This window comes from Yeosuana aromativorans (assembly GCF_014646655.1).
GTDB classification, from domain to species: domain Bacteria; phylum Bacteroidota; class Bacteroidia; order Flavobacteriales; family Flavobacteriaceae; genus Yeosuana; species Yeosuana aromativorans.
In genome coordinates this window covers 308,819-332,376 of the sequence record NZ_BMNR01000005.1, presented here as the reverse complement: position 1 = coordinate 332,376, position 23,558 = coordinate 308,819, and the positions used below count along the sequence as shown (strand labels likewise).

At 35.6% G+C, this 23,558-nt stretch carries 21 protein-coding genes; 3 read left to right on the top strand and 18 right to left on the bottom strand.

All coding sequences use genetic code 11. The features are described 5' to 3' along the window. Nucleotides 1-25 precede the first annotated feature (25 nt). The 6 genes from IEW94_RS12835 to gcvT all read right to left on the bottom strand — a co-directional run bounded on the left by IEW94_RS12835 (nucleotide 26) and on the right by gcvT (nucleotide 6,648). Nucleotides 26-1,642 (bottom strand): M1 family metallopeptidase, encoded by a 1,617-nt coding sequence (locus IEW94_RS12835; protein ID WP_188653676.1) that lies wholly within the window; start codon nucleotides 1,640-1,642, stop codon nucleotides 26-28. A gap of 85 nt (nucleotides 1,643-1,727) precedes the next feature. Continuing rightward, on the bottom strand, nucleotides 1,728-3,305 hold the full coding sequence (locus IEW94_RS12830) for an outer membrane protein assembly factor BamB family protein (protein ID WP_188653674.1): 1,578 nt from the start codon (nucleotides 3,303-3,305) through the stop codon (nucleotides 1,728-1,730). A 177-nt stretch (nucleotides 3,306-3,482) separates the two neighbouring features. After that, nucleotides 3,483-4,202: a YebC/PmpR family DNA-binding transcriptional regulator gene (locus IEW94_RS12825; protein ID WP_188653672.1), complete on the bottom strand. Its 720-nt coding sequence runs from the start codon at nucleotides 4,200-4,202 to the stop codon at nucleotides 3,483-3,485. Between the two features lie 148 nt (nucleotides 4,203-4,350). After that, on the bottom strand, nucleotides 4,351-4,644 hold the full coding sequence (locus IEW94_RS12820) for a 4a-hydroxytetrahydrobiopterin dehydratase (protein ID WP_188653670.1): 294 nt from the start codon (nucleotides 4,642-4,644) through the stop codon (nucleotides 4,351-4,353). A 57-nt stretch (nucleotides 4,645-4,701) separates the two neighbouring features. Beyond that, the gene (locus IEW94_RS12815; RefSeq protein WP_188653750.1) at nucleotides 4,702-5,535 is read right to left on the bottom strand and encodes a sugar nucleotide-binding protein; all 834 of its coding nucleotides are present in this window, start codon (nucleotides 5,533-5,535) and stop codon (nucleotides 4,702-4,704) included. A gap of 30 nt (nucleotides 5,536-5,565) precedes the next feature. Next, nucleotides 5,566-6,648: a glycine cleavage system aminomethyltransferase GcvT gene (gene gcvT / locus IEW94_RS12810; protein WP_188653668.1), complete on the bottom strand. Its 1,083-nt coding sequence runs from the start codon at nucleotides 6,646-6,648 to the stop codon at nucleotides 5,566-5,568. Between the two features lie 207 nt (nucleotides 6,649-6,855). Here gcvT and IEW94_RS12805 point away from each other — a divergent pair, with 207 nt between their 5' ends. After that, nucleotides 6,856-8,340, top strand: coding sequence for an aminopeptidase P family protein (locus tag IEW94_RS12805; RefSeq protein WP_188653666.1), 1,485 nt, complete (start codon nucleotides 6,856-6,858; stop codon nucleotides 8,338-8,340). A gap of 155 nt (nucleotides 8,341-8,495) precedes the next feature. On the opposite strand, the gene IEW94_RS12800 is transcribed toward IEW94_RS12805, so the two are convergent. From IEW94_RS12800 to thrA, 6 genes are all read right to left on the bottom strand, one after another. Beyond that, nucleotides 8,496-9,161, bottom strand: coding sequence for a hypothetical protein (locus IEW94_RS12800; RefSeq protein ID WP_188653664.1), 666 nt, complete (start codon nucleotides 9,159-9,161; stop codon nucleotides 8,496-8,498). Nucleotides 9,162-9,214: 53 nt separating this feature from the next. Continuing rightward, nucleotides 9,215-9,454 (bottom strand): CBU_0592 family membrane protein, encoded by a 240-nt coding sequence (locus IEW94_RS12795; protein WP_188653662.1) that lies wholly within the window; start codon nucleotides 9,452-9,454, stop codon nucleotides 9,215-9,217. A 20-nt stretch (nucleotides 9,455-9,474) separates the two neighbouring features. Continuing rightward, entirely contained in the window at nucleotides 9,475-9,999 is a 525-nt protein-coding gene (locus IEW94_RS12790; protein WP_188653660.1) for a hypothetical protein, read from the bottom strand. Nucleotides 10,000-10,003: 4 nt separating this feature from the next. After that, nucleotides 10,004-11,305 (bottom strand): threonine synthase, encoded by a 1,302-nt coding sequence (gene thrC, locus IEW94_RS12785; RefSeq protein WP_188653659.1) that lies wholly within the window; start codon nucleotides 11,303-11,305, stop codon nucleotides 10,004-10,006. A 111-nt stretch (nucleotides 11,306-11,416) separates the two neighbouring features. Beyond that, on the bottom strand, nucleotides 11,417-12,346 hold the full coding sequence (locus tag IEW94_RS12780) for a homoserine kinase (protein ID WP_188653657.1): 930 nt from the start codon (nucleotides 12,344-12,346) through the stop codon (nucleotides 11,417-11,419). 109 nt (nucleotides 12,347-12,455) lie between these two features. Continuing rightward, the gene (thrA, locus tag IEW94_RS12775; protein ID WP_188653654.1) at nucleotides 12,456-14,900 is read right to left on the bottom strand and encodes a bifunctional aspartate kinase/homoserine dehydrogenase I; all 2,445 of its coding nucleotides are present in this window, start codon (nucleotides 14,898-14,900) and stop codon (nucleotides 12,456-12,458) included. A gap of 343 nt (nucleotides 14,901-15,243) precedes the next feature. Here thrA and IEW94_RS12770 point away from each other — a divergent pair, with 343 nt between their 5' ends. Further along, complete coding sequence (locus IEW94_RS12770) at nucleotides 15,244-16,797, top strand: NAD(P)H-hydrate dehydratase (RefSeq protein WP_188653652.1); 1,554 nt, start codon at nucleotides 15,244-15,246, stop codon at nucleotides 16,795-16,797. 42 nt (nucleotides 16,798-16,839) lie between these two features. Here the strand turns inward: IEW94_RS12770 and IEW94_RS12765 are convergent, their stop codons facing one another. Next, nucleotides 16,840-17,871 (bottom strand): TlpA family protein disulfide reductase, encoded by a 1,032-nt coding sequence (locus IEW94_RS12765; protein WP_188653650.1) that lies wholly within the window; start codon nucleotides 17,869-17,871, stop codon nucleotides 16,840-16,842. A 125-nt stretch (nucleotides 17,872-17,996) separates the two neighbouring features. Here IEW94_RS12765 and hutH point away from each other — a divergent pair, with 125 nt between their 5' ends. Continuing rightward, on the top strand, nucleotides 17,997-19,505 hold the full coding sequence (gene hutH / locus IEW94_RS12760; protein ID WP_188653648.1) for a histidine ammonia-lyase: 1,509 nt from the start codon (nucleotides 17,997-17,999) through the stop codon (nucleotides 19,503-19,505). Here the strand turns inward: hutH and IEW94_RS12755 are convergent, their stop codons facing one another. From IEW94_RS12755 to IEW94_RS12735, 5 genes are read right to left on the bottom strand one after another with little or no spacing between them, the layout of a single operon-like run. After that, entirely contained in the window at nucleotides 19,506-20,360 is an 855-nt protein-coding gene (locus IEW94_RS12755; protein WP_188653646.1) for a substrate-binding domain-containing protein, read from the bottom strand. Nucleotides 20,361-20,378: 18 nt separating this feature from the next. Then, nucleotides 20,379-21,242: a nucleoside phosphorylase gene (locus tag IEW94_RS12750; protein WP_188653644.1), complete on the bottom strand. Its 864-nt coding sequence runs from the start codon at nucleotides 21,240-21,242 to the stop codon at nucleotides 20,379-20,381. Beyond that, the gene (locus IEW94_RS12745; protein ID WP_188653642.1) at nucleotides 21,232-22,173 is read right to left on the bottom strand and encodes a DUF1835 domain-containing protein; all 942 of its coding nucleotides are present in this window, start codon (nucleotides 22,171-22,173) and stop codon (nucleotides 21,232-21,234) included. The genes IEW94_RS12750 and IEW94_RS12745 overlap by 11 nt, the downstream gene beginning before the upstream one ends. Nucleotides 22,174-22,176: 3 nt before the next feature. Continuing rightward, a complete protein-coding gene (locus IEW94_RS12740; protein WP_188653640.1) occupies nucleotides 22,177-22,503 on the bottom strand; it encodes a translation initiation factor in 327 nt (108 codons plus the stop codon). Between the two features lie 28 nt (nucleotides 22,504-22,531). Beyond that, entirely contained in the window at nucleotides 22,532-23,482 is a 951-nt protein-coding gene (locus IEW94_RS12735; protein ID WP_188653638.1) for an isopenicillin N synthase family dioxygenase, read from the bottom strand. Between the last annotated feature and the right edge of the window lie 76 nt (nucleotides 23,483-23,558).

Genomic DNA, 23,558 nt, shown 5'->3' with positions numbered 1-23,558 from the left:
ATTAAATAGTATTACAAACTACTTGTTATATCTTTTGTTTTAGTGACATTTGTTCAAAAAACAACCACGTGTTTGGATCCAATTCTATTGATGAAACATTCTTTTTGCTGGTGATATTTATATGCTGTGATTTTTCAGAAACTTGAATAGTTGTTATGTCATTTGTTCCATCAGCGTAATTGATTTTTACATCCAAAGGAAAGTTAAATTGATTGTTTTGTATTTGTTTGACGTCTAATGATAACGTATTTGCTTGAAATTGCCATGCAACATCTAATTTTGGGTGACCGGATTCAAAAACCCATTGTTTGAAAAAAGTGCTGAAATTTTTACCGGAAACCCTTTCAATAACATGCTCTAAATCTTGTGTCAAGGCATTACCGTATTTATAGGTATTATAGTATGTTTGCATACATTTCCAAAACAAATCATCTCCTAATTCCTTTCTAATCATATGCAAAACCCAACTTCCTTTTTCATAAGAGTTAGGATTTAGTAGCATTAAATAATTGGTAACGGTAGTATCAACTATAGGAGCCTGACTCTGCTTGGCATATCGTAATGCCTTTTCTCTGTCGGCTTTCATTTTTTTAACAAAGGAATCACGCCCATATTGATTTTCAAAAAATAAATTTTCAAAATAGGTAGCAAATCCTTCACTTAGCCAAACATGATACCAATTTAGTTCAGATGCTGAGTCTCCAAACCATTGGTGAGCTATTTCATGGGCAATAGTATCTTCATGATCGCCATTACCAGTAACAGAGTTTTCATTATAAAAAATATTTCCTGCATTTTCCATTCCACCATACCGTGTTTTTGATTGCACATTGGCCAGTTTTTCAAACGGATAGGGGCCAACGTGGCTTATCATAAACTCTAAAATAGGAACAGCAGCAGCATAATCTTTAAATCCATTATCCCTATCCTGTGGATATACCCATGATGATATAGGAATATTATTGACCTCTTTAAGATATTCTGTAGCAAAACGGGCAACGCCTATAACCATGACTTTTGTTGGAATCGGTTCTTCCATTTTCCAACGGGTTAGAGTTTGATTATTATTTAAATTGGTTTTCTCAATAAGAATGCCATTTGCAATAGTTTGATAATAGGGTGGTGCTATAATGTCCCATTCTACAGTTGCTTTGTCAGATGGATGGTCAACAACGGGCAGCCAGTTTTTTGCTCTATCGGGCCAGTTATCACCAAAAAATGTCCGGTCGCCATATTTGTTTTTAGAGATAATCAAACCATCTTGAGGAATGCCTTGGTAAGCGATTGTATACGTTTTGATATCTTCGGGTTTGGCTGGTATTATGTTAAGTTGTAATTGGTTGTTTTCTTGTGTGAAGGGAATTTGCTTTCCACCTTCTAAAACAGATGAAACACTCATGCCTGTTCCATCTGATTGCTTTTCAACAAAATCTAGACTGAAGACGGTTGTTGGTTTCTTAAACTTAACGGTAACATCGGCCATTCCATTTATTACATTGGAACTATCTGACAGCGTCAATTTAAATGTATAGTTAATGATATCAATGGATGCCGAGCGTTTGTTATTGTTTTGAGCATGGAGCGTAAGAAATGACAAGGTTAAAAATAAACTGGCTACAAGAAAGTTTTTTTTAAGTTGCATATTTTTCATTATGAAATGATGATAAACAACAAAGTTAATATTAATTAGGATTTGTTTACTTCACATTAAAATAAAAACAAAGAAACTAGAATTCATCAGAATTATCAGTATTGAGTAGTTGGTTCAAATCAATTTCCAGCAGACTATTTTCATTGGTTTCGTATATTGTGTTATTGATGATACGGAAATAAAATGAAAGACTTAATTCACCTATCGGTTTGTTGTTGGAATCTAAAATTATAGTGCTGTTATCTTGATTGATAAATTTATGACCATTTATAGTGTTTTGAATGAGGTACAAATTATCAAAATCAAATGTTTTTAATTCATTGAAGTCCTTGTCTAATTTTAAGGTTTTTCCTTTACTCGTTTGAACAAAATAATGTGTTGAATCTGAAAGCAAGTTGTAGTGTAACTCAGGATCAGTATTTTTAGTATATAATCGGTCACCGCTAAAAAAAGTTAAGTTTCCGTAAGTTTCACTGTCAAATGTTTTGGTATATTTTATCGCTTTATCTTGTAATGAAAAGCATGTAATTTTATCACCAAACAAAAGCAAAAGACTATCGTTTTTCACCTTATAATCAACAATAGGATTGTCTTTCTCCATCAAATTCTTAAATGCTATTTCAGCTCCGGTAAGTTTATTCACCTCAAGAATAAAAGGGTCTCCAAAATCAATGGTTTTGTCTCTCCAGAATGCATAGCCTTTATTGATTAAAACCAAGCTGCTATCCCTAACGATGAGTGATGATTTACTAGTTGACTCATCAGGTAGTTGATAAGACCATGTCACAGTTCCATCACTTTTATTAATACAAGCAAGTTTTTCTTTTGAAGCCATATAAATATTGGTACTATCCATAATTGTATTTGATAAGACATCCCTGACTAAGTTTGAACCAGACGATACAACATAGGTTCCAGTTAAAGCTCCTAGCACAAGGCCGCCCACATTTTTAGCAATAGTTTCGGTATAGTCCTTTTTTCCTGTTTTGGTTTCATAATCCCATCCAGAACCAGTCTCAATGTTTAAGGAATGCATTCCACCAGCCACAATCAGTAAATTAGAAGCATCAGTTTTTATTATTTTGTTCCAGCCATAATCTCTCTTTAACTCCTTTTGCCAAAGGCTTTCACCTGTGTTTAGGTTGATGCCTTCAAGAGTATGAATAGAACCTGTCAATCCATTATAGGCATATCCGACACCTATTTTTTTGTTTATATTAACATAATATAAATCATTTTTAATATCCCACATGGGGTCACCATTTTCAATATTCAAACGGATAATTTTATTTCCTTTGGATAAAATAAGGATATCACCATATTGTTGAATACTAGACATGGAATAATCAATTTTTTTAGTCCACTTCACGGATTTGTTTTTCAAGTCATAAACAACAACAAGACCCTTTAAACTCAATACTTTACCGTTTTTACTTAATTTTCTTAACTGTAAGGTGGCATAACCAGTAAGCGAATCAACATAAGAACGATAGATCCGTTCGTTGAATACAAATTCATTGGCTACAATATCTTTTTGTTGAATTAGGTTTTTGCCAACTATTTTGGTTTTGTTTAAAACCTCAGTAGAAATATTCTGGGAAAAAGAATTTAGAGCAATGAAAAGTGAAATCAGAATGGTTATGTTATTTTTCATTTCTTTTTAACTTAAGGATAACTTCTAAAGTTAGGATTAAAAACATCAATTTCCTATGACAAAAGTCATAAGAAATTGTTTGTAAAAGGCGCTCGTTGTTTCATGGCAATTGCATTGTATGCAATAAAAAAGAGAGCTTTTAGGCTCTCTTATTATATGTTTTAAAATGAGATATATTTAATCCTCAGTTTCTTCCATAGTGTGATAGACGTTCTGTACATCATCATCTTCTTCCAGTTTTTCAAGCAGTTTTTCAACATCAGCAGCTTCTTCGGGAGACAATTTTTTGGTGACTTGAGGGATGCGCTCAAAACCGGATGATAAAATTTCAATCCCTTTTTCTTCAAGGGCCGCTTGAATGGCTCCAAAACTTTCAAAAGGTGCGTAAATCAAAATGCCATCTTCATCAGCAAACACTTCTTCAGCACCGTAATCAATAAATTCCAATTCAATTTCCTCTGGATCCAAGCCTTCAGCATTGATTCTAAAGTTACAAGTGTGGTCAAACATGAACACCACAGATCCAGAAGTTCCTAAACTGCCATCACATTTATTGAAATAACTTCTCACGTTGGCAACGGTTCTGGTGTTGTTATCTGTTGCAGTTTCCACCAAAATGGCTATTCCGTGCGGCGCATAACCTTCAAAAATCACTTCTTTGTAATCCCCAAGACTTTTATCACTTGCTCTCTTTATGGCACGTTCTACGTTATCCTTGGGCATATTTACAGCCTTGGCGTTTTGTATAACAGCTCTTAGGCGCGCATTGCTATCTGGGTCTGGACCACCATCTTTTACGGCCATAACAATATCCTTGCCAATACGTGTAAACGCTTTACTCATGGCAGACCAACGTTTCATTTTACGTGCTTTTCTAAATTCAAAAGCTCTTCCCATAATTTTAGTTTAAAGTTAAAAAGTTTAAGGTCAAAAATGTTTTTGTAACGGCAGCAAATTTAATAAATTCTATATATTGAAATGACTATAAATCATAATAATCTTACACAGCCAACACTTGCAAGCCATAACCGCAAATAAGTGCTTTTTAATCCTCTTCAGGCTCAACAATGCTTTCAATGGCCTCAGCCAGTTTAAAATCCAAATCGGTTACGCCATGAGCGGAGTGTGTTGATAAGGAAATAGTCAAAACATTGTAAACATTGGACCAATCTGGATGATGGTTTAAGGCTTCACACTCAAATGCAATCCGGCTCATGGCACTAAAGCAATCTTTGAAGTTTTCAAATTCAAATTCTGCGTGAATGGCATCGTCATAATATTCCCAATCGGGGAATCGTAATAATCGTTTTTCTATATCTTGTTCTGATAGTTTACTCATAGTTTTTAGGTTTTAGATTATGTATTTCCACTAATTTAATGATTTGAAATTTCAAAATCAATTATATTTCAATTCTTCTACAATTTCATGGCTCATCAATTGCAGATGTTTGGGCAACAGATTATCTTTTGGCAATACGGCTAAATACCGGTCATCATTTGTTGTAAAAACGTTTTTTAGGATAGCTTTTTTAATGCCCATGGACTCAATGATTTCTTTGATAAAATCATCATGGTGAACCAAATCATTACTGCCTAGGTGAAAAACCCCAACCTTGTTCCTGTTAATGATGTAATGGATTTGTTGTGACACTTTGGAGTCTGTGGTTACGTTCATTATTAAGTTAGGAAACACTTCAATAGGGATGTGTTCCTTTAGGCTTTGTGCTATTTTGTTTACTCTTGGGGATTGTGTCCCAAAAACCATGGGCAATCGTATGATTACTACTTTCTTTTTGGGCAATCGTAAGAGCATGTTTTCAATTTTTATTTTGAAATGCCCGTAAATGCTATGGCTTAAGGTTTTGTCATGCTCATAACTGGGATATTTGCTGTAAGCATCAAACACATTGGCTGATGACAAAAAGATCAGTTTACAATTGGTATCGGAAATATATTCTGAAAGATGTTTGTGAACAATCACTTGGGCTGAAAAATCGCCTCTCAAAGATGAAATTATGATGGTTGGTTTAACAATATTAAGAATTTCAAACACGTCATCTTCTTCCAGATTGTATTGAAAAAAGTGCTTGTTTTTACTTAAGGTAGGATTATCTGTATAATAGGTTCCAAAAGTTTTAAAATAGGAGCAAAGCTCTTTGTAAAGTGAACCTCCCAAAAAACCACTGGCTCCTAAAATTAATATTCTGTGTTTGCTCTCTGTCTCCAAAATCTGTTCAATACGGCATTTGAGCCTTTAATTTCAGCTTTTATAAAACGGTAATTTAACCACGGTTGCCGGAATGGCGTTTTTACGAATTTGGATATAGATTTTACTTCCAACGTCGGCAAATGATGTAGGGACATAGCCTAAACCAATACCTTTTCCTAATGATGGCGACATGGTTCCGGAGGTGACATTTCCAATTTTAGTTCCATCAGCATCCACAATATCATAACCATGACGTGGAATACCTCTTTCATCCAATTCAAAAGCGATGAGTTTGCGTTTTGGACCGTTTTGTTTTTCAGTTTGCAACGCTTCAGAATTCGTGAATGTTTTACTGAACTTGGTAATCCACCCCAAACCAGCTTCAATAGGTGACGTAGTATCATCAATATCATTGCCATATAAACAGTAGCCCATTTCCAAGCGTAAGGTGTCCCTGGCAGCTAAGCCAATGGGTTTGATACCGTAAGAAGCCCCAGCTTCAAACACCTTGTCCCAAACTTGTTGCACTTCGCTGTTTTTACAGTAAATTTCAAAACCACCGCTACCAGTATAACCGGTTGCCGAAATAATCACATGCTCTATACCTGCAAAATCGCCAACAATGAAATTGTAAAATGGAATGGCGGCCAAATCATGACTGGACAACGATTGCATGGCCTCAACGGCTTTTGGACCTTGAATGGCCAATAAGGAACAATCATCTGATAGGTTTCTCATGGTGGCACCCACATCGTTTTTAGATTGGATCCAGTTCCAGTCTTTTTCAATATTACTGGCATTAACAACCAATAGATACTGCTCGTCTTTTATTTTGTAAACAATCAAATCGTCGACAATGCCGCCATCGTCATTGGGTAAACAACTATATTGAGCTTTGCCAATGGTTAATTTTGAAGCATCATTGCTGGTCACTTTTTGAATCAAATCCAAGGCGTTTGGCCCTTCTATCAAAAACTCACCCATATGAGACACATCAAACACACCTACACCGTTTCTAACAGTTTCATGTTCAGCGTTTACGCCTTCGTATTGAACAGGCATATTAAAACCGGCAAAGGGAACCATTTTTGCTCCCAAGGCCTCATGTGTTGATGATAAAGCAGTATCTTTCATAGATGTTTTCCGTGCAGCGGATTTTAAAATTAAACGTAGATTGTTGCGCAAATGTATATAAAAATTATAGATTTATTTTTACGGAATGACAAGAATAAAAATCAATATTTAGTTGGTTCATTATTAATAAAACAATGCAATTTTTAAATCTTTAAACGTGTTTTTAATTATTATTGCTATTTTTCAGAATATTTAAAATCCTTTTTTATGAAAACAACCGTCCAACTCCTTTGTTTTTTATTTCTGTCCATTTCAATGAATGCCCAGAATGGATTGCCAACAGATTATTTATCATCAGAATTCCATAAAGGCAGGAGGGACGCGCTAAGAGCCAAGATGCCCAAAAATACGGTTGCGGTATTTTTTGCCAATGCTGAAAGAAACCGGGCCAACGATGTCAATTATGTGTATCATCAAGATCCTGATTTTTATTATTTAACAGGCTACAAAGAGCCCAATGCCGTGCTTGTCATTTTTTCAGATGATCAAACCGATGAACATGGGGAATCCTACAATGAACTACTTTATGTGCAAAAGAAAAATGAACTGGCAGAACAATGGACCGGCAAGCGATTGGGGATTGAGGGTGCTGAGCAAAGACTAGGTTTTAAGATGGCTTTTAATGGAGAGGATTTTATTAAAAAAGGACTTAACTTCACAACATTTGATGCTGTTTTATTTGACGAGTTCAAAAATGATTACCGAGATTCCAAGCGTGATGATGCTGATTTATATGATTTAATACAAGCCTTTAAATCACAAATCAATTATACCGAAACCACCGTTGTTAGCGGTGATAAAATGGACGTGGAATTAAATCAAAACACCAATATGCTGCAAGAAAAAACAGTAACGGTTGACAATGAAACCCTAACAAAACTCATGGCGGGATTGAGGGAAATAAAAACCGATGATGAAATGGTATTGCTGACCAAAGCGGTTCGGATTTCGGCCATGGGACAACGCGAGGTTATGAAAGCCATGCATGTCGGTATGTCTGAAGCAGAAATACAAGGCATTCATGAGTATGTGTTTAAAAAATATGGCAGTGAGTATGAAGGGTATCCCAGTATTGTGGGTGCGGGCAATAACGGTTGTGTATTGCATTATATCGAAAATTCCAAGATAAAAGTGGACAACGATTTGGTGTTAATGGATTTAGGCGCCGAATATCATGGATACACGGCAGATGTAACCAGAACCATTCCTGCAAACGGAACATTCAATCCAGAACAAAAACGCATTTACGATTTGGTATATAATGCACAAGAAGCTGGAATTGCCGCAGCTGTTATTGGAAATAATTCAGGTTCAACCGATACAGCTGCCAGAAATGTTGTTTATGAAGGATTAATAGCGTTGGGCATTGCCAAAAATGATGACGAAGCCAGACGTTACTTTCCGCATGGTACGTCACATCACATTGGATTGGACGTTCACGACACCAATTTACGAGGCGCTTTTAAACCCAATATGGTCATAACCGTGGAGCCAGGCATTTACATCCCTGAAGGCAGTCCCTGTGATAAAAAATGGTGGGGCATTGCTGTTAGGATTGAAGATGATGTGTTAATTACTGAAAATGGCCCCATAGTGTTATCTGCGGAAGCTCCCAGAAAATCTGAAGATATTGAAGCCTTAATGAAAGACACCAGTCCGTTGGGAAGTTTACAATTGCCCGATTTGGATTAGAGTTTTTGAGGGTATGTTTAGCGTTGTTGTTTAAGATTAGTTGCGTTGTCTAAGCACCTAATTTGGCAATTGCAAACCGAATAGAAAATCCTAGAGGATTTTCGTAAGCAGGCTCACACTAGCAATTAATTTTATAAGGTGTTACGAAATGTTTTTTATTCCGACTTCTCAAATTCCGAATGAGGTGGTGGAGGGTAACTCTTGCGCTTGGAAAACCAAATCTTTAAAAATAAACTGTCTTTGTTTTTTTTGTTTAGTTCGTTATATGAATTGACTATTTTAACCAGTAAATCACTTGTTTTTTTAATATTATAAATAGAATCAACTTGTACCTCAAAAATGGTTTTTGCAGGGGAATCTCCATGTAAAGGATTTTTATCTTTGTTCAAAAGATTTAGTTCTAATGCCGTGAACAGATTCTCAATTCCAATTTTTTTATGGTAATCTATTCTAATTGAATCTGGTGATATAGTCACTAAAAATGGTCTAAAACATGCCATTTCTGAAGAACAGGAATTCATAGGCATAATTTTAAATTCAGATTGAGTATTTTCAAAATTTATAACAGGAATACTATCAGTGCAAACAATTTTGTCAATTTTGTCAACTAATTCATTGAAGTTTTTTAGAGAATCAAGAGTGATTTGAGTGATAGTAGAATCATTTTCAAAATCACTTTTACTAGGATAATAGAATTTTGATTTATTTAATCCAATTGTTTTAGTCTTTTCAACGCAAGAGCTAAAAATTAATATCGAAGCGAGTATGTATAATGTATTTCTCAAATATTTGGTAACTATCTTGATATGAGTCGTTTTCATGTTTCATATCAGCAGTTAAACGAAGGTATCATTTTTTTTTCAACAAAGGTTATCTAATGTCTTTTGAAATAGGAAATTAGCGAATATAAAGAAACCAGTGCCCAAACCCCTTCCAAAATGATAAACGGCCAATAATTCAATAAGATGGAGGCTATGCAAGCCATGGTGGCTCCGGTAAGATTGAGTATTATGAAAATCAAGCTCTTATTGGAGGCTTTTCCAGTGACATTCAATACATAAGCCAGCAAAATTTGAAAGACGCCTAAAAAACCAATCCAATCTATTGTAGTCAATTACTTAAATTTTGTAAAAATCAGTTGCCAACAAAATACTCTACATTGATTAATTCTATGGAGTTTACAATACCTAAATCTAATGAGTCTTCGTGATCAAATACTAACGTGCAACTGGAGTTGGCATCAATTGAATTGCATGGGGAAGATGCATTGTTTGAATAGCTTCCTTTTACTTGAAGGCCATCAGCAACGGTGGTGAGCATAGGTGTTCCATAGACCTTAAAGTCGTTTAAATTGTTAAGCTTTATTTCAAATTGCAAACGATTGGTATTATGTCCCGTGTCTGGTGTAAATGTGAAATTTATAACTTCATAAGTAAAATTCTCAAGCATTCCAGATTCAGATATTGGGCTCGCATCATCAGGTTCAGGATAATCACAGGGGACTTCCTGAACAACTTCAGGAATATATATTGTTCCTGAAGGGTTTGTTATAGTGGTTTCATACTGAACAATTATTTCTTTTTTACAATTGTCGTTTTTGGAAGAACACGCTAGTACTAAACACGCAATTATTAATACATATTTAATTTTGTATTTCATGAATCTATTTCTTTCTGTCAATTAAAAATGCCTTTAAATCCTCATAAGTTGAAATAACAACCGATTCCTTTTTCTTATCCATAACGGATTGTATTTGTTCAGGAAGAGGTTGTTTCTCTTTAATAACAGCTTCAACCACATCCAAAAACTTGGTGGGATGGGCGGTTTCCAAAAACACACAATGTGAATCAGGGTGTTCTTTTAAAAAGGCTTGACAGCCTAAATATCCCACGGCACCATGCGGATCAGCCACATAGTTGTATTTATTGTGGATGTCCAACATGGCAGTTTTGGTTTCATCATCTGAAAAACTATATGAAGACAGATTGTCTTTTAGGTTTTCAAATTTGTTTTTATAAATTTCCTGAATTCTTATAAAATTACTTGGCGCACCCACATCCATGGCGTTACTAATAGTTTGTACAGACGGTTTGGGTTCGTAAAGCTGTGAAATCAAATAGCGGGTTACTACATTGTTGGCATTATTTGAAGCTACAAAATGATTGATTGGCAATCCTAACTGTTGGGCCATCATACCGGCGCAAATATTTCCGAAGTTTCCGCTAGGTACTGAAAACACAATATTTTTATATTGGTTATGTAATTGCTTATAAGCAAACATAAAATAGAACAATTGGGGCAACCAACGCGCTACATTTATGGAGTTTGCTGATGTTAATTGCATCTTACTGGTTAAGGCTTCATCCAAAAAGGCGGTTTTGACCATAGCTTGGCAATCGTCAAATGTACCATTAACTTCCAGAGCTTTGATATTTTGACCTAAGGTAGTCAGTTGTTTTTCCTGGATATCACTGACTTTTCCGCTAGGGTAGAGAATGACTACGTTGACACCCTTAACTCCTAAAAAACCATTGGCAACGGCACCCCCGGTATCACCTGAAGTAGCAACTAAAACAGTAACTTCTTTGTCATTGTTTTGATTGAAATGCCCTAAACAGCGTGCCATAAAGCGGGCTCCAACATCCTTAAATGCCATGGTTGGTCCGTGAAACAGTTCTAAAGTTGAAATATGGTCACTTAACGTAACAACAGGAAAATCAAACGACAAGGTTTCTTCAACAATGGTTTTTAAAACGGATACAGGGATATCAGGAGACACAAATTGTTTAATAGCTTCAAAAGCAATTTCGGTATTTGATAACGAATCGATATTATCAAAAAAAGCTTTTGGTAACGGTGTTATACTTTCAGGGAAATACAACCCTTTGTCTGGTGCCAATCCTTTAATGACAGCATTTTTAAAGGTTGTGTTTGGTGCTTTATGGTTTAATGAGTAATAGTTCATTCTAAGTTAATTTGTTCATTTTGTCATTGCGAAACAAATTTATAATTTGTTGTGGCTATCTGTATTAATTTAAATGAGATTACCACGTTGTTTCACTCCTCGTTTTGACAGCTATACATTTAAAATTTTCATGCCTTGTGTATTGATTTTACAGACGTATGTATCAAAATTAATAGCTGTATTTTTATAAATATTTCTTATTGCAACTTCAACATTTTTAGCAGTTTCAATACCTTTACTTAAATTAAAAATTGATGGTCCAGAACCAGAAATACCACAACCCAAAGACCCTGCACCCAAGGCCGCTTTTTTTACTTCCTTAAAGTGAGGAATCAACTGACTTCTATACGGTTCAATGACTACATCATGTAAGGATCTACTAATTAAATCATAGTCATTGGTGTGCAATGCATGAACCAAACTACCCAAATTGGCCCATTGTGTAATGGCATGTTGCAACGGAATTTCGGTTGGTAAAATAGCTCTTGCTTCAGAGGTTTTTACTTCAATTTGAGGGTGAATGATGGTTGCGTACAGCGCATCAGGAGTTGGAATTTGTAATATTTCCAACGGATTGATGCTTTTTACCAAGGTAAATCCACCAAAAATAGCTGGAGCCAAATTATCAGCATGTTCACATTTACTGGCAATGGCTTCGCCCTTCATGGCAAAATAGGTAAGTTGTGTTTGGTTGTAAGGCTTTCCAAGTAATTCATTGATAGCAAACACACTACCGGCGGCGCTGGCGGCACTGCTGCCAATACCACTGCCTGGTTTGATGTTCTTACAGATTTCTATTTCAAATCCGCAATTAGGTTTGGCATCTTCAATAAGCGCTAATGCGGATACACCTGCTACATTTTTTTCTGTTTCATAGGGTAAATCAAACCCTTTTATTTTGGTGATGTAAATACCCTTTTTGTCTGTCTTTCTAACAATCATTTCATCACCAATGCCATCCAAACAAAATCCCAAGACATCAAAACCACAGGCCACATTGGCTACCGTTGCAGGTGAAAATATTTTTATTTCGTTTTTCATTAAATCCAATTGTTTGTGTCATTGCGAAGCAAATTTTTAATTTGCTGTGGCAATCTATTAATTTAATAGATTACTTCGTCGTTTGACTCCTCGTAATGACCGTTGCTTTTTAATTGTTTCCTATTCGTATGATGTCCGCAAATAATCCAGAGGCGGTTACATCGGCTCCAGCGCCGGCACCTTTAATAATCATGGGTTGCTCTGGATAACGATGCGTGTAAAACATTACAATATTATCTTTTCCTTTAAGGTTGTAAAACGGATGGCCTTCAGGGATTTCCTTTAGCCCAACTTGTGCTTTGCCGTTGTTCAATTCAGCTACATATTTTAACTGACAGTTTTTTGCTTTAGCTGAAGCATACAAACCTTGGTAGTGGCTTTCGTCTTTTATAAGCGTTTGGTAAAAATCATCGACCGTGTTACTTTTTAGGCCTGATTCTGATAAAAACGGGGTGTTTATGATATCCTCTAAATTCAATTCCATACCGCTTTCCCTGGCCAAAATCAAGATTTTTCTGGCCACATCCACACCACTCAAATCAATGCGCGGGTCTGGTTCGGTATAGCCTTCGGCAGCTGCTTGTTTAACCACATCATAAAACTTGGTCGTATCATCAAAATTATTGAACACAAAATTCAAGCTTCCCGATAAAACCGCTTGTACCGAAGTAACCTTATCGCCTGATGCTATTAAATTATTCAAGGTATCAATAATTGGTAATCCTGCACCCACATTGGTTTCAAATAAAAACGGAGCGTTGTATTTTAACGACAAACGTTTTAATAAACTGTAATTTTCAAAATTACTGGAACACGCAATTTTATTACAGGCCACGACACCAATGCTTTGTCTTAAATAATCGGCATACAAGTTGGCTACCTCACTATTGGCTGTTACATCTACAAAAATACTGTTGCGTAGGTTCATCTGTTTTACAGTATTGAAAAATCCTTCCAGAGACGCTTTTTCGCCAGCTTGCAACTGATCTTTCCAAGTATTCAAATCAATACCTTCATCGTTAAACACCATAGTTCGTGAATTGGATAAACCCGTTACGCGTAAATTGATTTTCAGGTTTTCCTTTAGGTACTTTTTTTGTTGTTTGATTTGTTCCACCAATTTTTCACCAACGTTTCCAACGCCGGTAATAAACACGTTGAGTTGTTTGGTTTTGGTTTCAAAAAACTGTTCGTGAAGCGTATTCAAAGCTTTCTTGACGTCACTTTGCAATATGACGGCTGATATGTTTTTTTCGGAAGCGCCTTGTGCGATGGCCCTGATATTAATATTATTTTTCCCTAAGGCACTAAACATTTTACCACTGATTCCTTGATGGTTTTTCATGTTATCTCCAACAAGCGCGATGATGGATAGTCCGGTTTCAACAATCAACGGGTCAATTTTGTGAATGGCAATTTCATTTTCAAACGTCGCATCAATAGCTGTCTTTGCAACAGCGGCATCCTGTTCATCAATACCCAAACAAATAGAATGCTCAGACGAAGCCTGAGTAATCAGGATGACATTGATTTTCTCTTGTGCCAAGGTTTCAAACAATCGTTTTGAAAACCCAGGAATACCAACCATACCATTGCCTTGGAGTGTCAATAATGCAATATTGTTGATGTTGCTGATTCCTTTTACAGGGGAGGTGGTTCCATTTACATCTTTAGAGATAATGGTACCTTTGGCCTCTGGCTCCAATGTGTTTTTTATATGAATGGGGATGTTCAAATCCAACACAGGTTGCACGGTTGGTGGATAGAGTACTTTAGCACCAAAATGAGATAATTCCATAGCTTCCTGATAGGATAATTTTTCAATGGGGTAGGCTTGTTTTACCAACTTGGGGTTGGTGGTAAACATGCCGCTTACATCGGTCCATATTTCCAATTGTTCCACTTGTAATGCCGCTGCAACGATGGCTGCCGTAAAATCCGATCCGCCTCGCCCAAGGGTTGTTTGTTCACCAGATTTTGACTTGGAAATAAACCCTGGAATGATTGTTATTTTCTGCTTAGCGTTTTTAAAATATTCTTGGATGTTTTTATTGGTAACTGCATAATCCACTTCTGCTTTGGTGAAATTTGAATTGGTTACAATTAGTTCCTGTGAATTTTTAAGTGCAGCTGACAACCCTCTGCTTTTCATGGTTTCAGCAATGATGTAAGAAGACAATAACTCACCAAAACTCACCAATTTATCAGACGTTTTAGGAGATAATTCGTTAATCAGGAAAATACCATCCAATAGGTTTTTTAAATCGTCTAGTTTTTTGGAGACTTCTTCAATAACATGTTGATTGTCTTTTGGGATTAATTCTTCAATAATCCCAATATGACTATTTTTGATGGTATGAAACATGTCTTCATACAGAATATCTTTATTTTTAGACAAATTACCAGCCAACAGTAGTTTGTCAGTGATGCCACCAACAGCAGACACAGTGCAAATAATAGAATTGCTTTTAGAATTTGCTATTAAGATGTCTATGACATTATTTATGTTTTTTGCAGAACCTACGGATGTTCCGCCAAATTTTAAAACCTTCATTAGTTAATGAATTGAGAATTGAAAAAATATGTTTTGGGTTTGTGAGCGTAAAATTCACAAAAATTGCCTGAAGAATATATAATTAACAACCCCAAGGGGTTGTAATACCAGTAGTTGTTCCAAAAAAAGACATAGTTCCTTTATCTAAAAAAGAAAAAAACAAGGTTGTATGTTGTTCTAAATGTTTCATTTTTTGTTATAAACATTCCAAAAGTATTACTTTTAAGCTAATAAAAAAACAAAACATAGATTTTTACAAAATTCTTAGCCAGCAGTATATTTTATCTCATAAAAAGTATAAATAGCACATGGTTTTGAAAAAATTAATAATCCTTTAGAAGAGATGAAAATATTTTCCAAAGAACAAATTTATGAAGGCGACAAACTAACCACAGAGCGCCAAGGCATTCATTCTACTGATTTAATGGAGCGTGCCGGTGAACAAATTTTCAATTGGATGCATTTAAGGATGCAAGGTGCCCAAGTACCTATTCACGTATTTTGTGGCATTGGAAACAATGGAGGCGATGGATTGGTGTTGGCGCGGCATTTGATTTTAGCTGGGTATTCTGTAAAAACCTATGTGGTCAATTATAGTCATAAGCGATCAAAGGATTTTTTGATTAATTATGATCGAATTAAAAATGTGACCAAAGATTGGCCAATACTTATGGAAAGTGAAGAAGATTTTCCAATGATTGCCCAAGACGACATTATAGTTGATGCTGTTTTTGGTGTGGGCTTAAACAGACCTGTCGCCAATTGGGTACAAGCGTTGTTCCGCCATTTTAAAACGTCTAACGCATTTACCTTGTCGATAGATATTCCCTCTGGATTATATCTTGATAAGACACCTGAGCATGAATCGGGTATTGTTAATGCATCCTACACCTTAAGTTTTACCTGTCCAAAACTGGTCTTTTTTCTGCCTGAAACTGCACAATTCACCAAACAATGGGAAGTTTTGGATATCGGTTTGGATGCTGAATTTATGCAGACAACACAAACGGATGCCGTAATTATTGGAAAATATGAGGTTTTGCCTATTTACAAACCAAGAGATCCGTTTTCACATAAAGGACATTTTGGGCATTGCTTGGTTGTTGGTGGCAGCTATGGCAAAATAGGTGCTGTTATCTTAGCTAGTAGGGCGGCTTTGTCTTCAGGCTGTGGATTAGTAACATCCTATATTCCAAAATGTGGGTACACGGCATTACAGGCTTCATTTCCAGAAGCTATGGTAATAACGGACAATGACGAAAACCATATTACTGATATTCATTTTGAAATAGCACCTTCGGTAATAGCAGTAGGCGTTGGTATGGGAACCGATTATAAAACTATAAGTGCTTTGGAGAATTTTTTAAAGCATAACAATACACCACTTGTTATTGATGCCGATGGCATTAATATATTGGCAAAAAACCAATCGTTTTTAAAGTTGTTACCAAAACAGACGGTTTTAACACCACACCCCAAAGAGTTGGAACGATTGATAGGGAAGTGGTCTGATGATTTTGATAAATTAGAAAAGGCTAAGGCTTTCTCAAAAAAACATGATGTTATCCTTGTTATTAAGGGTGCCCATAGCATAACGGTTTATGGCAATATGCTCTATATAAATTCAACTGGAAATCCAGGTTTGGCTACGGCGGGCAGTGGCGATGTGTTGACCGGTATTATAACTGGCTTGATTTCCCAAGGATACGATGCTTTATCAGCTACTGTTTTTGGGGTCTATTTACATGGAAAATCGGCCGATATTGCTGTTGAGGATTATGGCTACCAAAGTTTAATAGCCAGTCATGTTATAGAATATTTTGGTGCCGCTTATTTGGATTTATTCAAACAACCGGAACCAGTTGAAGACAATACTGAAAACAAGAAAGAGAGTTAAATAAAAAAAGCTGCTTTTTGCAGCTTTTTTTATTTGTCAGTTTTATATTTCTAAACTATCAAAAAGTTCAATAAGTTTAATGCTTGAAGGTCTTGGGGCATCCGGATTTACAATAGTACCATCAGGGCCTATCAATAAAAATCTTGGGATGCCTTGTATTTTATAAGCTTCTACAAATTCTGATTGCCATCCATTAGGCGCAAATAATTGCATACCTCCCAATTCTTTATCCTTGACCATAGCTTTCCAATCCGCTTTGGCTTTATCCCAAGAGCCGCCGTGTGACCGGTCATCATCAATTGAGATGCTTACAAATTGGATATTTTTATCATGGTATTGTTCTTCTACTTTTTTCAAAAAGGGAATTTCAGCTTTGCAAGGACCGCACCAAGTTGCCCAGACATCTACATAAACATATTTGCCTGCTAAATCTTTTAATGACGTTTTACTACCGTCAAAATTTTCATAATCCTCAAATGTTGGTGATTTAGTACCTTGTTTCAATTCTTCTCTTAATGCAATGCCGCCTTCAAAATATTTTTGGTACATGTTTAACATGGGCTCCAAATTTTTATTGGCACTGTTTATTAAAAGGGTATCAATGTTTTTTTGACTGTTATAAAATTCATTCAGTTTATTTTTAACGGATTGCAATTCTGCTTTTAAACCATCCAAATCAAGATCTGCTAATTTATCTTGGTCCAAAAGTTGTTCTTCCATCAATGATTTTTTTGCCAAAAAATTACTGTTTTCAGCACCAATTCCAGTATATTTAATTGATTCGTCAAATTCTTTTGTATCTAAAGTTAGATCAATATCATAACCATTTTTTAAGAACAAGTAGGTGGATTCTTTACCGTCAAATAAGTTGTAAACACCGGGTTCTACTTTCAAAGTATCCCTAAAAGTTCCATCAGAATTTACATCAATGGTTTTAGAGTAATCACGGGTTCTTATCAAAATGGAATCACTGTTTTTATTAACTATTTTTCCAGAAAGTGTTGCGTAATCCCTGGTTTCTTTTTTGCAAGCTAATAATCCTAATGCGCTTAATAAAATTATCGTTTTTTTCATTTTCCTCAGTTTATGGCCGTAAATGTAAAAAAATTATATTTTTTTGGTAGGAAAACGTATTAATTATTAACATTTGTTTGTGTATTTTGGTTTGAATGTAGACTTTTGAATTAAATTATAATTGAATGAGCAATTGTCATATAATCTCTTCAGAAATTCTTGATCTGGCGACTATAAGCAGTATTATTTCTGAACAAAAAGTACTTAAACTTTCTAAGGAGTCTGAAGAAAAAATCAATAATTGTAGAGCTTATTTAGATTCAAAGCTTAAATCTCAAAACAAGCCTATATACGGTATTAACACGGGTTTTGGAGCTTTATACAATGTTAAGATATCCAAAGAAAATCTGACTATTTTGCAAGAGAATTTAGTGATGTCCCATGCTTGTGGTACTGGCGAGCGTGTTCCTGATGATATTGTAAAGTTGATGATGCTTTTTAAGATTCAATCATTAAGTTATGGTCACAGTGGTGTTCAGCTTGAGACCGTGCAGCAATTAATTGATTTTTACAATAATGATATTTTGCCCATTGTCTATACACAAGGCTCATTGGGTGCCTCTGGTGATTTAGCACCTTTGGCTCACTTGTCATTACCTTTAATAGGAAAAGGCAACGTTGTGCGCAATGGTAAAGAGCAATCTGTTACAGATGTTTTAAATGAATTTAATTGGTCCCCCATACGGTTATTGTCAAAAGAAGGATTGGCGCTTTTGAACGGAACGCAATTTATGAGCGCTTATGGGATTTATTTATTATTGAAATCTTATAAATTATCTTATTTGGCTGATTTGATAGGCAGTATGTCTTTGGATGCTTTTGACGGCCGTATTGAGCCTTTCAATGAGCTGGTGCATTTGGTAAGGCCCCATAATGGTCAATTGCAAACGGCCAAAAGAATACGGGAGTTTTTAACGGATAGTGTATTGATCAAGCAAAAAAAGAAGCATGTACAAGACCCTTACTCATTTAGATGTATGCCACAAGTGCATGGCGCCAGTAAGGATACCATTAATTTTGTTAGCAAAACGTTTTTAACCGAAATCAATTCGGTTACAGACAATCCTAATATTTTTATTAAAGAAGATGAGATTATTTCTGGAGGCAACTTTCATGGACAACCTTTGGCATTAGCTTTTGATTATTTGAAGATTGCCATGGCGGAGCTTGGAAATATTTCAGAGCGAAGAACCTTTCAATTGGTATCAGGTTTACGTGGATTACCTGTGTTCTTAGTAAATAACCCTGGTTTGAATTCCGGGTTTATGATTCCGCAATATACAGCGGCAAGTATTGTAAGTGCCAATAAACAATTGGCTACACCCGCTAGTGTGGATTCCATTGTGTCATCAAACGGACAGGAAGATCACGTTAGTATGGGAGCCAATGCAGCCACACAGGCGTATAGTTTGGTCAATAATGTAGAACGTATTTTGGCCATAGAACTGTTCAATGCCTCGCAGGCCTTGTTTTTTAGGGAGCCCTTAAAGTCATCACAATTTATTGAGGCGCTTTTAAAAGTGTATAGGCAAGAGGTGTCATTTGTTACAGATGACAGGGTTTTACACGATGATATAATGGCTTCTGTGGATTTTATTCAATCGTTGGATATAGATTGCAATGAATTGTTTTAATTATATGATTTGAACCAGGCTGTTGTAATTTACAATTTCAGGAATGATTTTTAAATCAAAAAGCTGTTTTTGAATGTTTAAAACCGTTTGTTCATCCATAATATGCTGAGACCACTCCGTGATGAGCAACCAATCTTGAACATCTTCTATTTTTTGTCCATAACGATTGGCTATGGTTTTGTCAATATCTGGGATAAGTTTAAATTCTAAAGTAGTTTTATTAATAATGTTAAGAATGGTTTTTACATCCTCTGAATTGGTCCTAAGAAATTCTTCACGTACTGCTATGACAAAACAAGGCCAAGGTGTAGGGCAGTAGCCTATGCATCTAAACGTGCCATTATCTACCAAAGGTTTTGTCATGAATTTTTCCCAAAGAAAATAATCAGCTTTACCATTGGTCAAACCCTCAACAGCACCGTTCAAATCTGTAATGGTTTCAAAATCAAGGTCATTTTCCAAATTCCAATGATTGTTTTTGGCATTAATGTAGGTCATTAAGTGTGAGCCAGAACCATATCGACTGATGGCTGCTTTAGTTCCTTTTAAATCTGAAATGGTTTTATAATGGGAATCATGAGCAACATGAATGCCCCAAACCAAAGGCGATTGTACAAAAGTTTGCACAATTTTACTATTGTTTCCTTCTATAATGTCTTTTATAATACCTTCTGTAAGAATAACGGCTATATCAATATCCTTATTCCTAAGAGCCTCACACATAACACCAGTTCCCCCCGGATAATCATACCATCTTAAATGGATTCCTTTTTCTTTGTATTCGCCATTTTTGAGCGTTAAATACCAAGCCAGATTAAAGTGTTCTGGCACACCGCCTATATTGATTTTTATCATTCAGTTCAATTGTTTTTGTTAAATACGCTCCAAAGCATATTTAATAAGATTCTCAACTGCCAACCCAGGGTTTTTGCTAAAAGTCCCGTTAGCCCTATTGGCTATTATGGCGTTAAGCGATAAGGCATTATGGCCCAACAGTTTTGAAAGTCCATAAATAACCGATGTTTCCATTTCAAGATTTGAAATTCTATTGCCTTTAAAGTTGAATGAATCAATTTTATGGTTTAATTCTGGGTCTTGTAACGGTAATCGCAACACACGACCTTGAGGTCCATAAAAGCCTCCAGCAGTTGCGGTAATACCTTTAAATACTTGATTGCTTTCAAACTTTTCTTGTATGGATTTACTATTTCCTATAATGAGAGGTCGTCCTTTATCTGGGTTCCAGTTGGTATGTTTAACAAACGCCTGTTCAATATCAGGGTTGCATACAGCATCTATCTGATATGCATGAAGCATGGCGTTTAAATCTAACCCATGTGTACTCAAAACAAATGAATCAACAGGAATATCATCTTGTAACGAACCTGATGTGCCAACTCTTAAAATGTTTAAGCTGGTCAGGTTATCTTTGGGTTGCCTGGTAGTTAAATCGATATTGACCAAGGCATCCAGTTCATTTAGAACAATATCAATGTTATCAGGGCCAATGCCAGTTGAAATAACGGTTATTCTCTTACCGTTATAAGTTCCTGTTTGGGTTTTGAATTCACGTTTTTGGATTTTGAATTCTATGGTGTCAAAATGTTTTGTTATTTTCTCTACCCGGTCTTGGTCACCAACAAAAATGACGTTTTGCGCTATGTTTTCAGGTTTTAAATTCAAATGATAAACACTACCATTAGGATTTAAAATAAGTTCAGATTCTTTAATAGGCATTTAATATGGTTTTAATAAGTTTATTTTGTTTTTTGCTGAATTGAAAGTCCAATTTATTGACGCCCCCAAATTCAATGGCATTATTGATTTCCAAAGAAAAATTATGCTGTCCCAATAAGGCTTCATGACCTTTCCTGTTAAGGGATATCCCTTTTTCATCTTCTGAAAAAAATATTCTCAGGCATTTGATGATTCTTGTAAATTGGATGTCACCATAACCATAATAGCCCTGATAGTTTAATGCGTAACCCAATAGATGGTTCTCTGATTTTATGTCTTTCTCTTTAATGATCTCAAGAATATTGGTTTCCAAGACGTTGAGCCCTGATTTTGAATCAGGAAAACGTTCTAAATGTGCTTTTAGGCAACTGCTTAAATATTCAAAATTGGAACGCTTAACAATGTAGGGTTTTAAAAGGTTATGGTCTTTGCCACAATAAATATCCCAGATTGAAATGGCTAAATCTATATCGTTTTTAGTGAGCCTTACTTTGTTTTTAAAATGATTATTTAATTGGTTTTCTGTCAGTTCTGATAAGCCTTTTAAGCTTTTTTCGCCTTCAATTCTGCCACTGCAAACCAAATAAAGTGGTAAGTCTATTTTTTTTTGATGTAGCAAGGCTATGACAGCAATCATATTAATGTGGCAAAACAAATCATATTCAAACCAAAGAATGATTTCGGTATAGTTTTCTGTGTGATTAAGTATATCTAGGTCGTCTTTTATTTCCTTAATGTTTAAATCGACATTATAATATGAGTTGAAAAACGACGCTCGGATTTTTAAAAACTCGTCTGAATTTATATTGTAGATGGTCGGTCCTTCACAGAGCATTTCTTCCCATGTAAGGATATCGCCAGTAAAATCAAGATCTTTTAAGATGGTGGTTAAACTGCTTCCGTTGGTAATATGAAGTGGATGCGCATCCATAGATTAACCTCCCACACGTTTGACGGCAAATCCTTTGTCTTTTAATAGTTGCATAATTTTATCTCGGTAATCCCCTTGAATAATTATTTTATCGTCTTTAAAGCTTCCGCCAACACTCAGTGTTGTTTTGATTTCTTTTGCCAAGGCTTTAAAGTCTTCATTAGCTCCTGTGTAACCCTCTAATATCGTAATGGGTTTGCCTTTTCGTTTTTCATATTTGCATAAAATGGGATCATCCTGCATCCAAATAGAATGGTCATCACTTTCATTGGACGTTTCTTCTGAAGTGTGCTCCGGAAATAGTTTTTTTAACTGGTCTTGCAAATCCATATGGCTGTTTGCTTTTTTTGGGATTACATCACTTTTTTATGAGTCCAAGCTCGATTAAACGCTCATTCAAAAACTCACCTGCGGTAATATCGTCATATTGTTTAGGATTATCATTATCAATACAACTATCAAGCACGTCCAATTTCATATCACTAATGGGGTGCATAAAAAACGGAATGGAATAGCGTGATGTACCCCAAAGTTCACGAGGTGGATTGATAACCTGGTGGATGGTGGATTTCAACTTGTTATTGGTATGCCTTGAGAGCATATCACCAACATTAATCATTAATTCGTCAGGCTCGGCAATGGCATCAATCCATTCGCCTTTATTGTTTTTCACTTGCAACCCACGTCCTTGAGCACCCATTAAAAGCGTTATCAAGTTAATGTCACCATGAGCTGCCGCTCGCACGGCTTCTTTGGGTTCTTCGGTAATTGGAGGATAGTGAATAGGTCTTAGAATGGAATTGCCGTTATGAATATAGTTATCAAAGTAGGTTTCTTCCAATTTTAAATGTAAGGCTAAGGCACGTAAAACGTATTTAGCAGTTTTCTCAAGCATTCTATAGGCTTCTTTTCCTACTGTATTGAATTCCGGTAACTCTTCAACGATTACGTTTTTTGGATACTCAGCTTCTAACTTTGGATCATTTTCAACATATTGTCCAAAATGCCAAAATTCTTTGAGATCCCCTTCTTTTTTGCCTTTGGCACTTTCTTTTCCAAATGACACATAACCGCGCTGCCCACCAATTCCGGGTATTTCATACTTCTGTTTGGTTTCAAGGGGTAAACTAAAAAACTTTTTAACTTCTGTGTATAATTTTTCTACTAGGGCATCATTTAAAAAATGACCTTTTAAGGCAACAAAGCCTATATCTTCATAAGCTTTGCCTATTTCTTCAACAAATTTCTGTTTTTTGTTTTCATCACCAGAAATAAAATCAGATAAATTAACACTTGGAATATGATTCATAAGTTTGTTTTTAGAAGTCTATCAATACAAATGTACAAAAACATAATCATGTTCAAACATTGTATTTTATGTAACT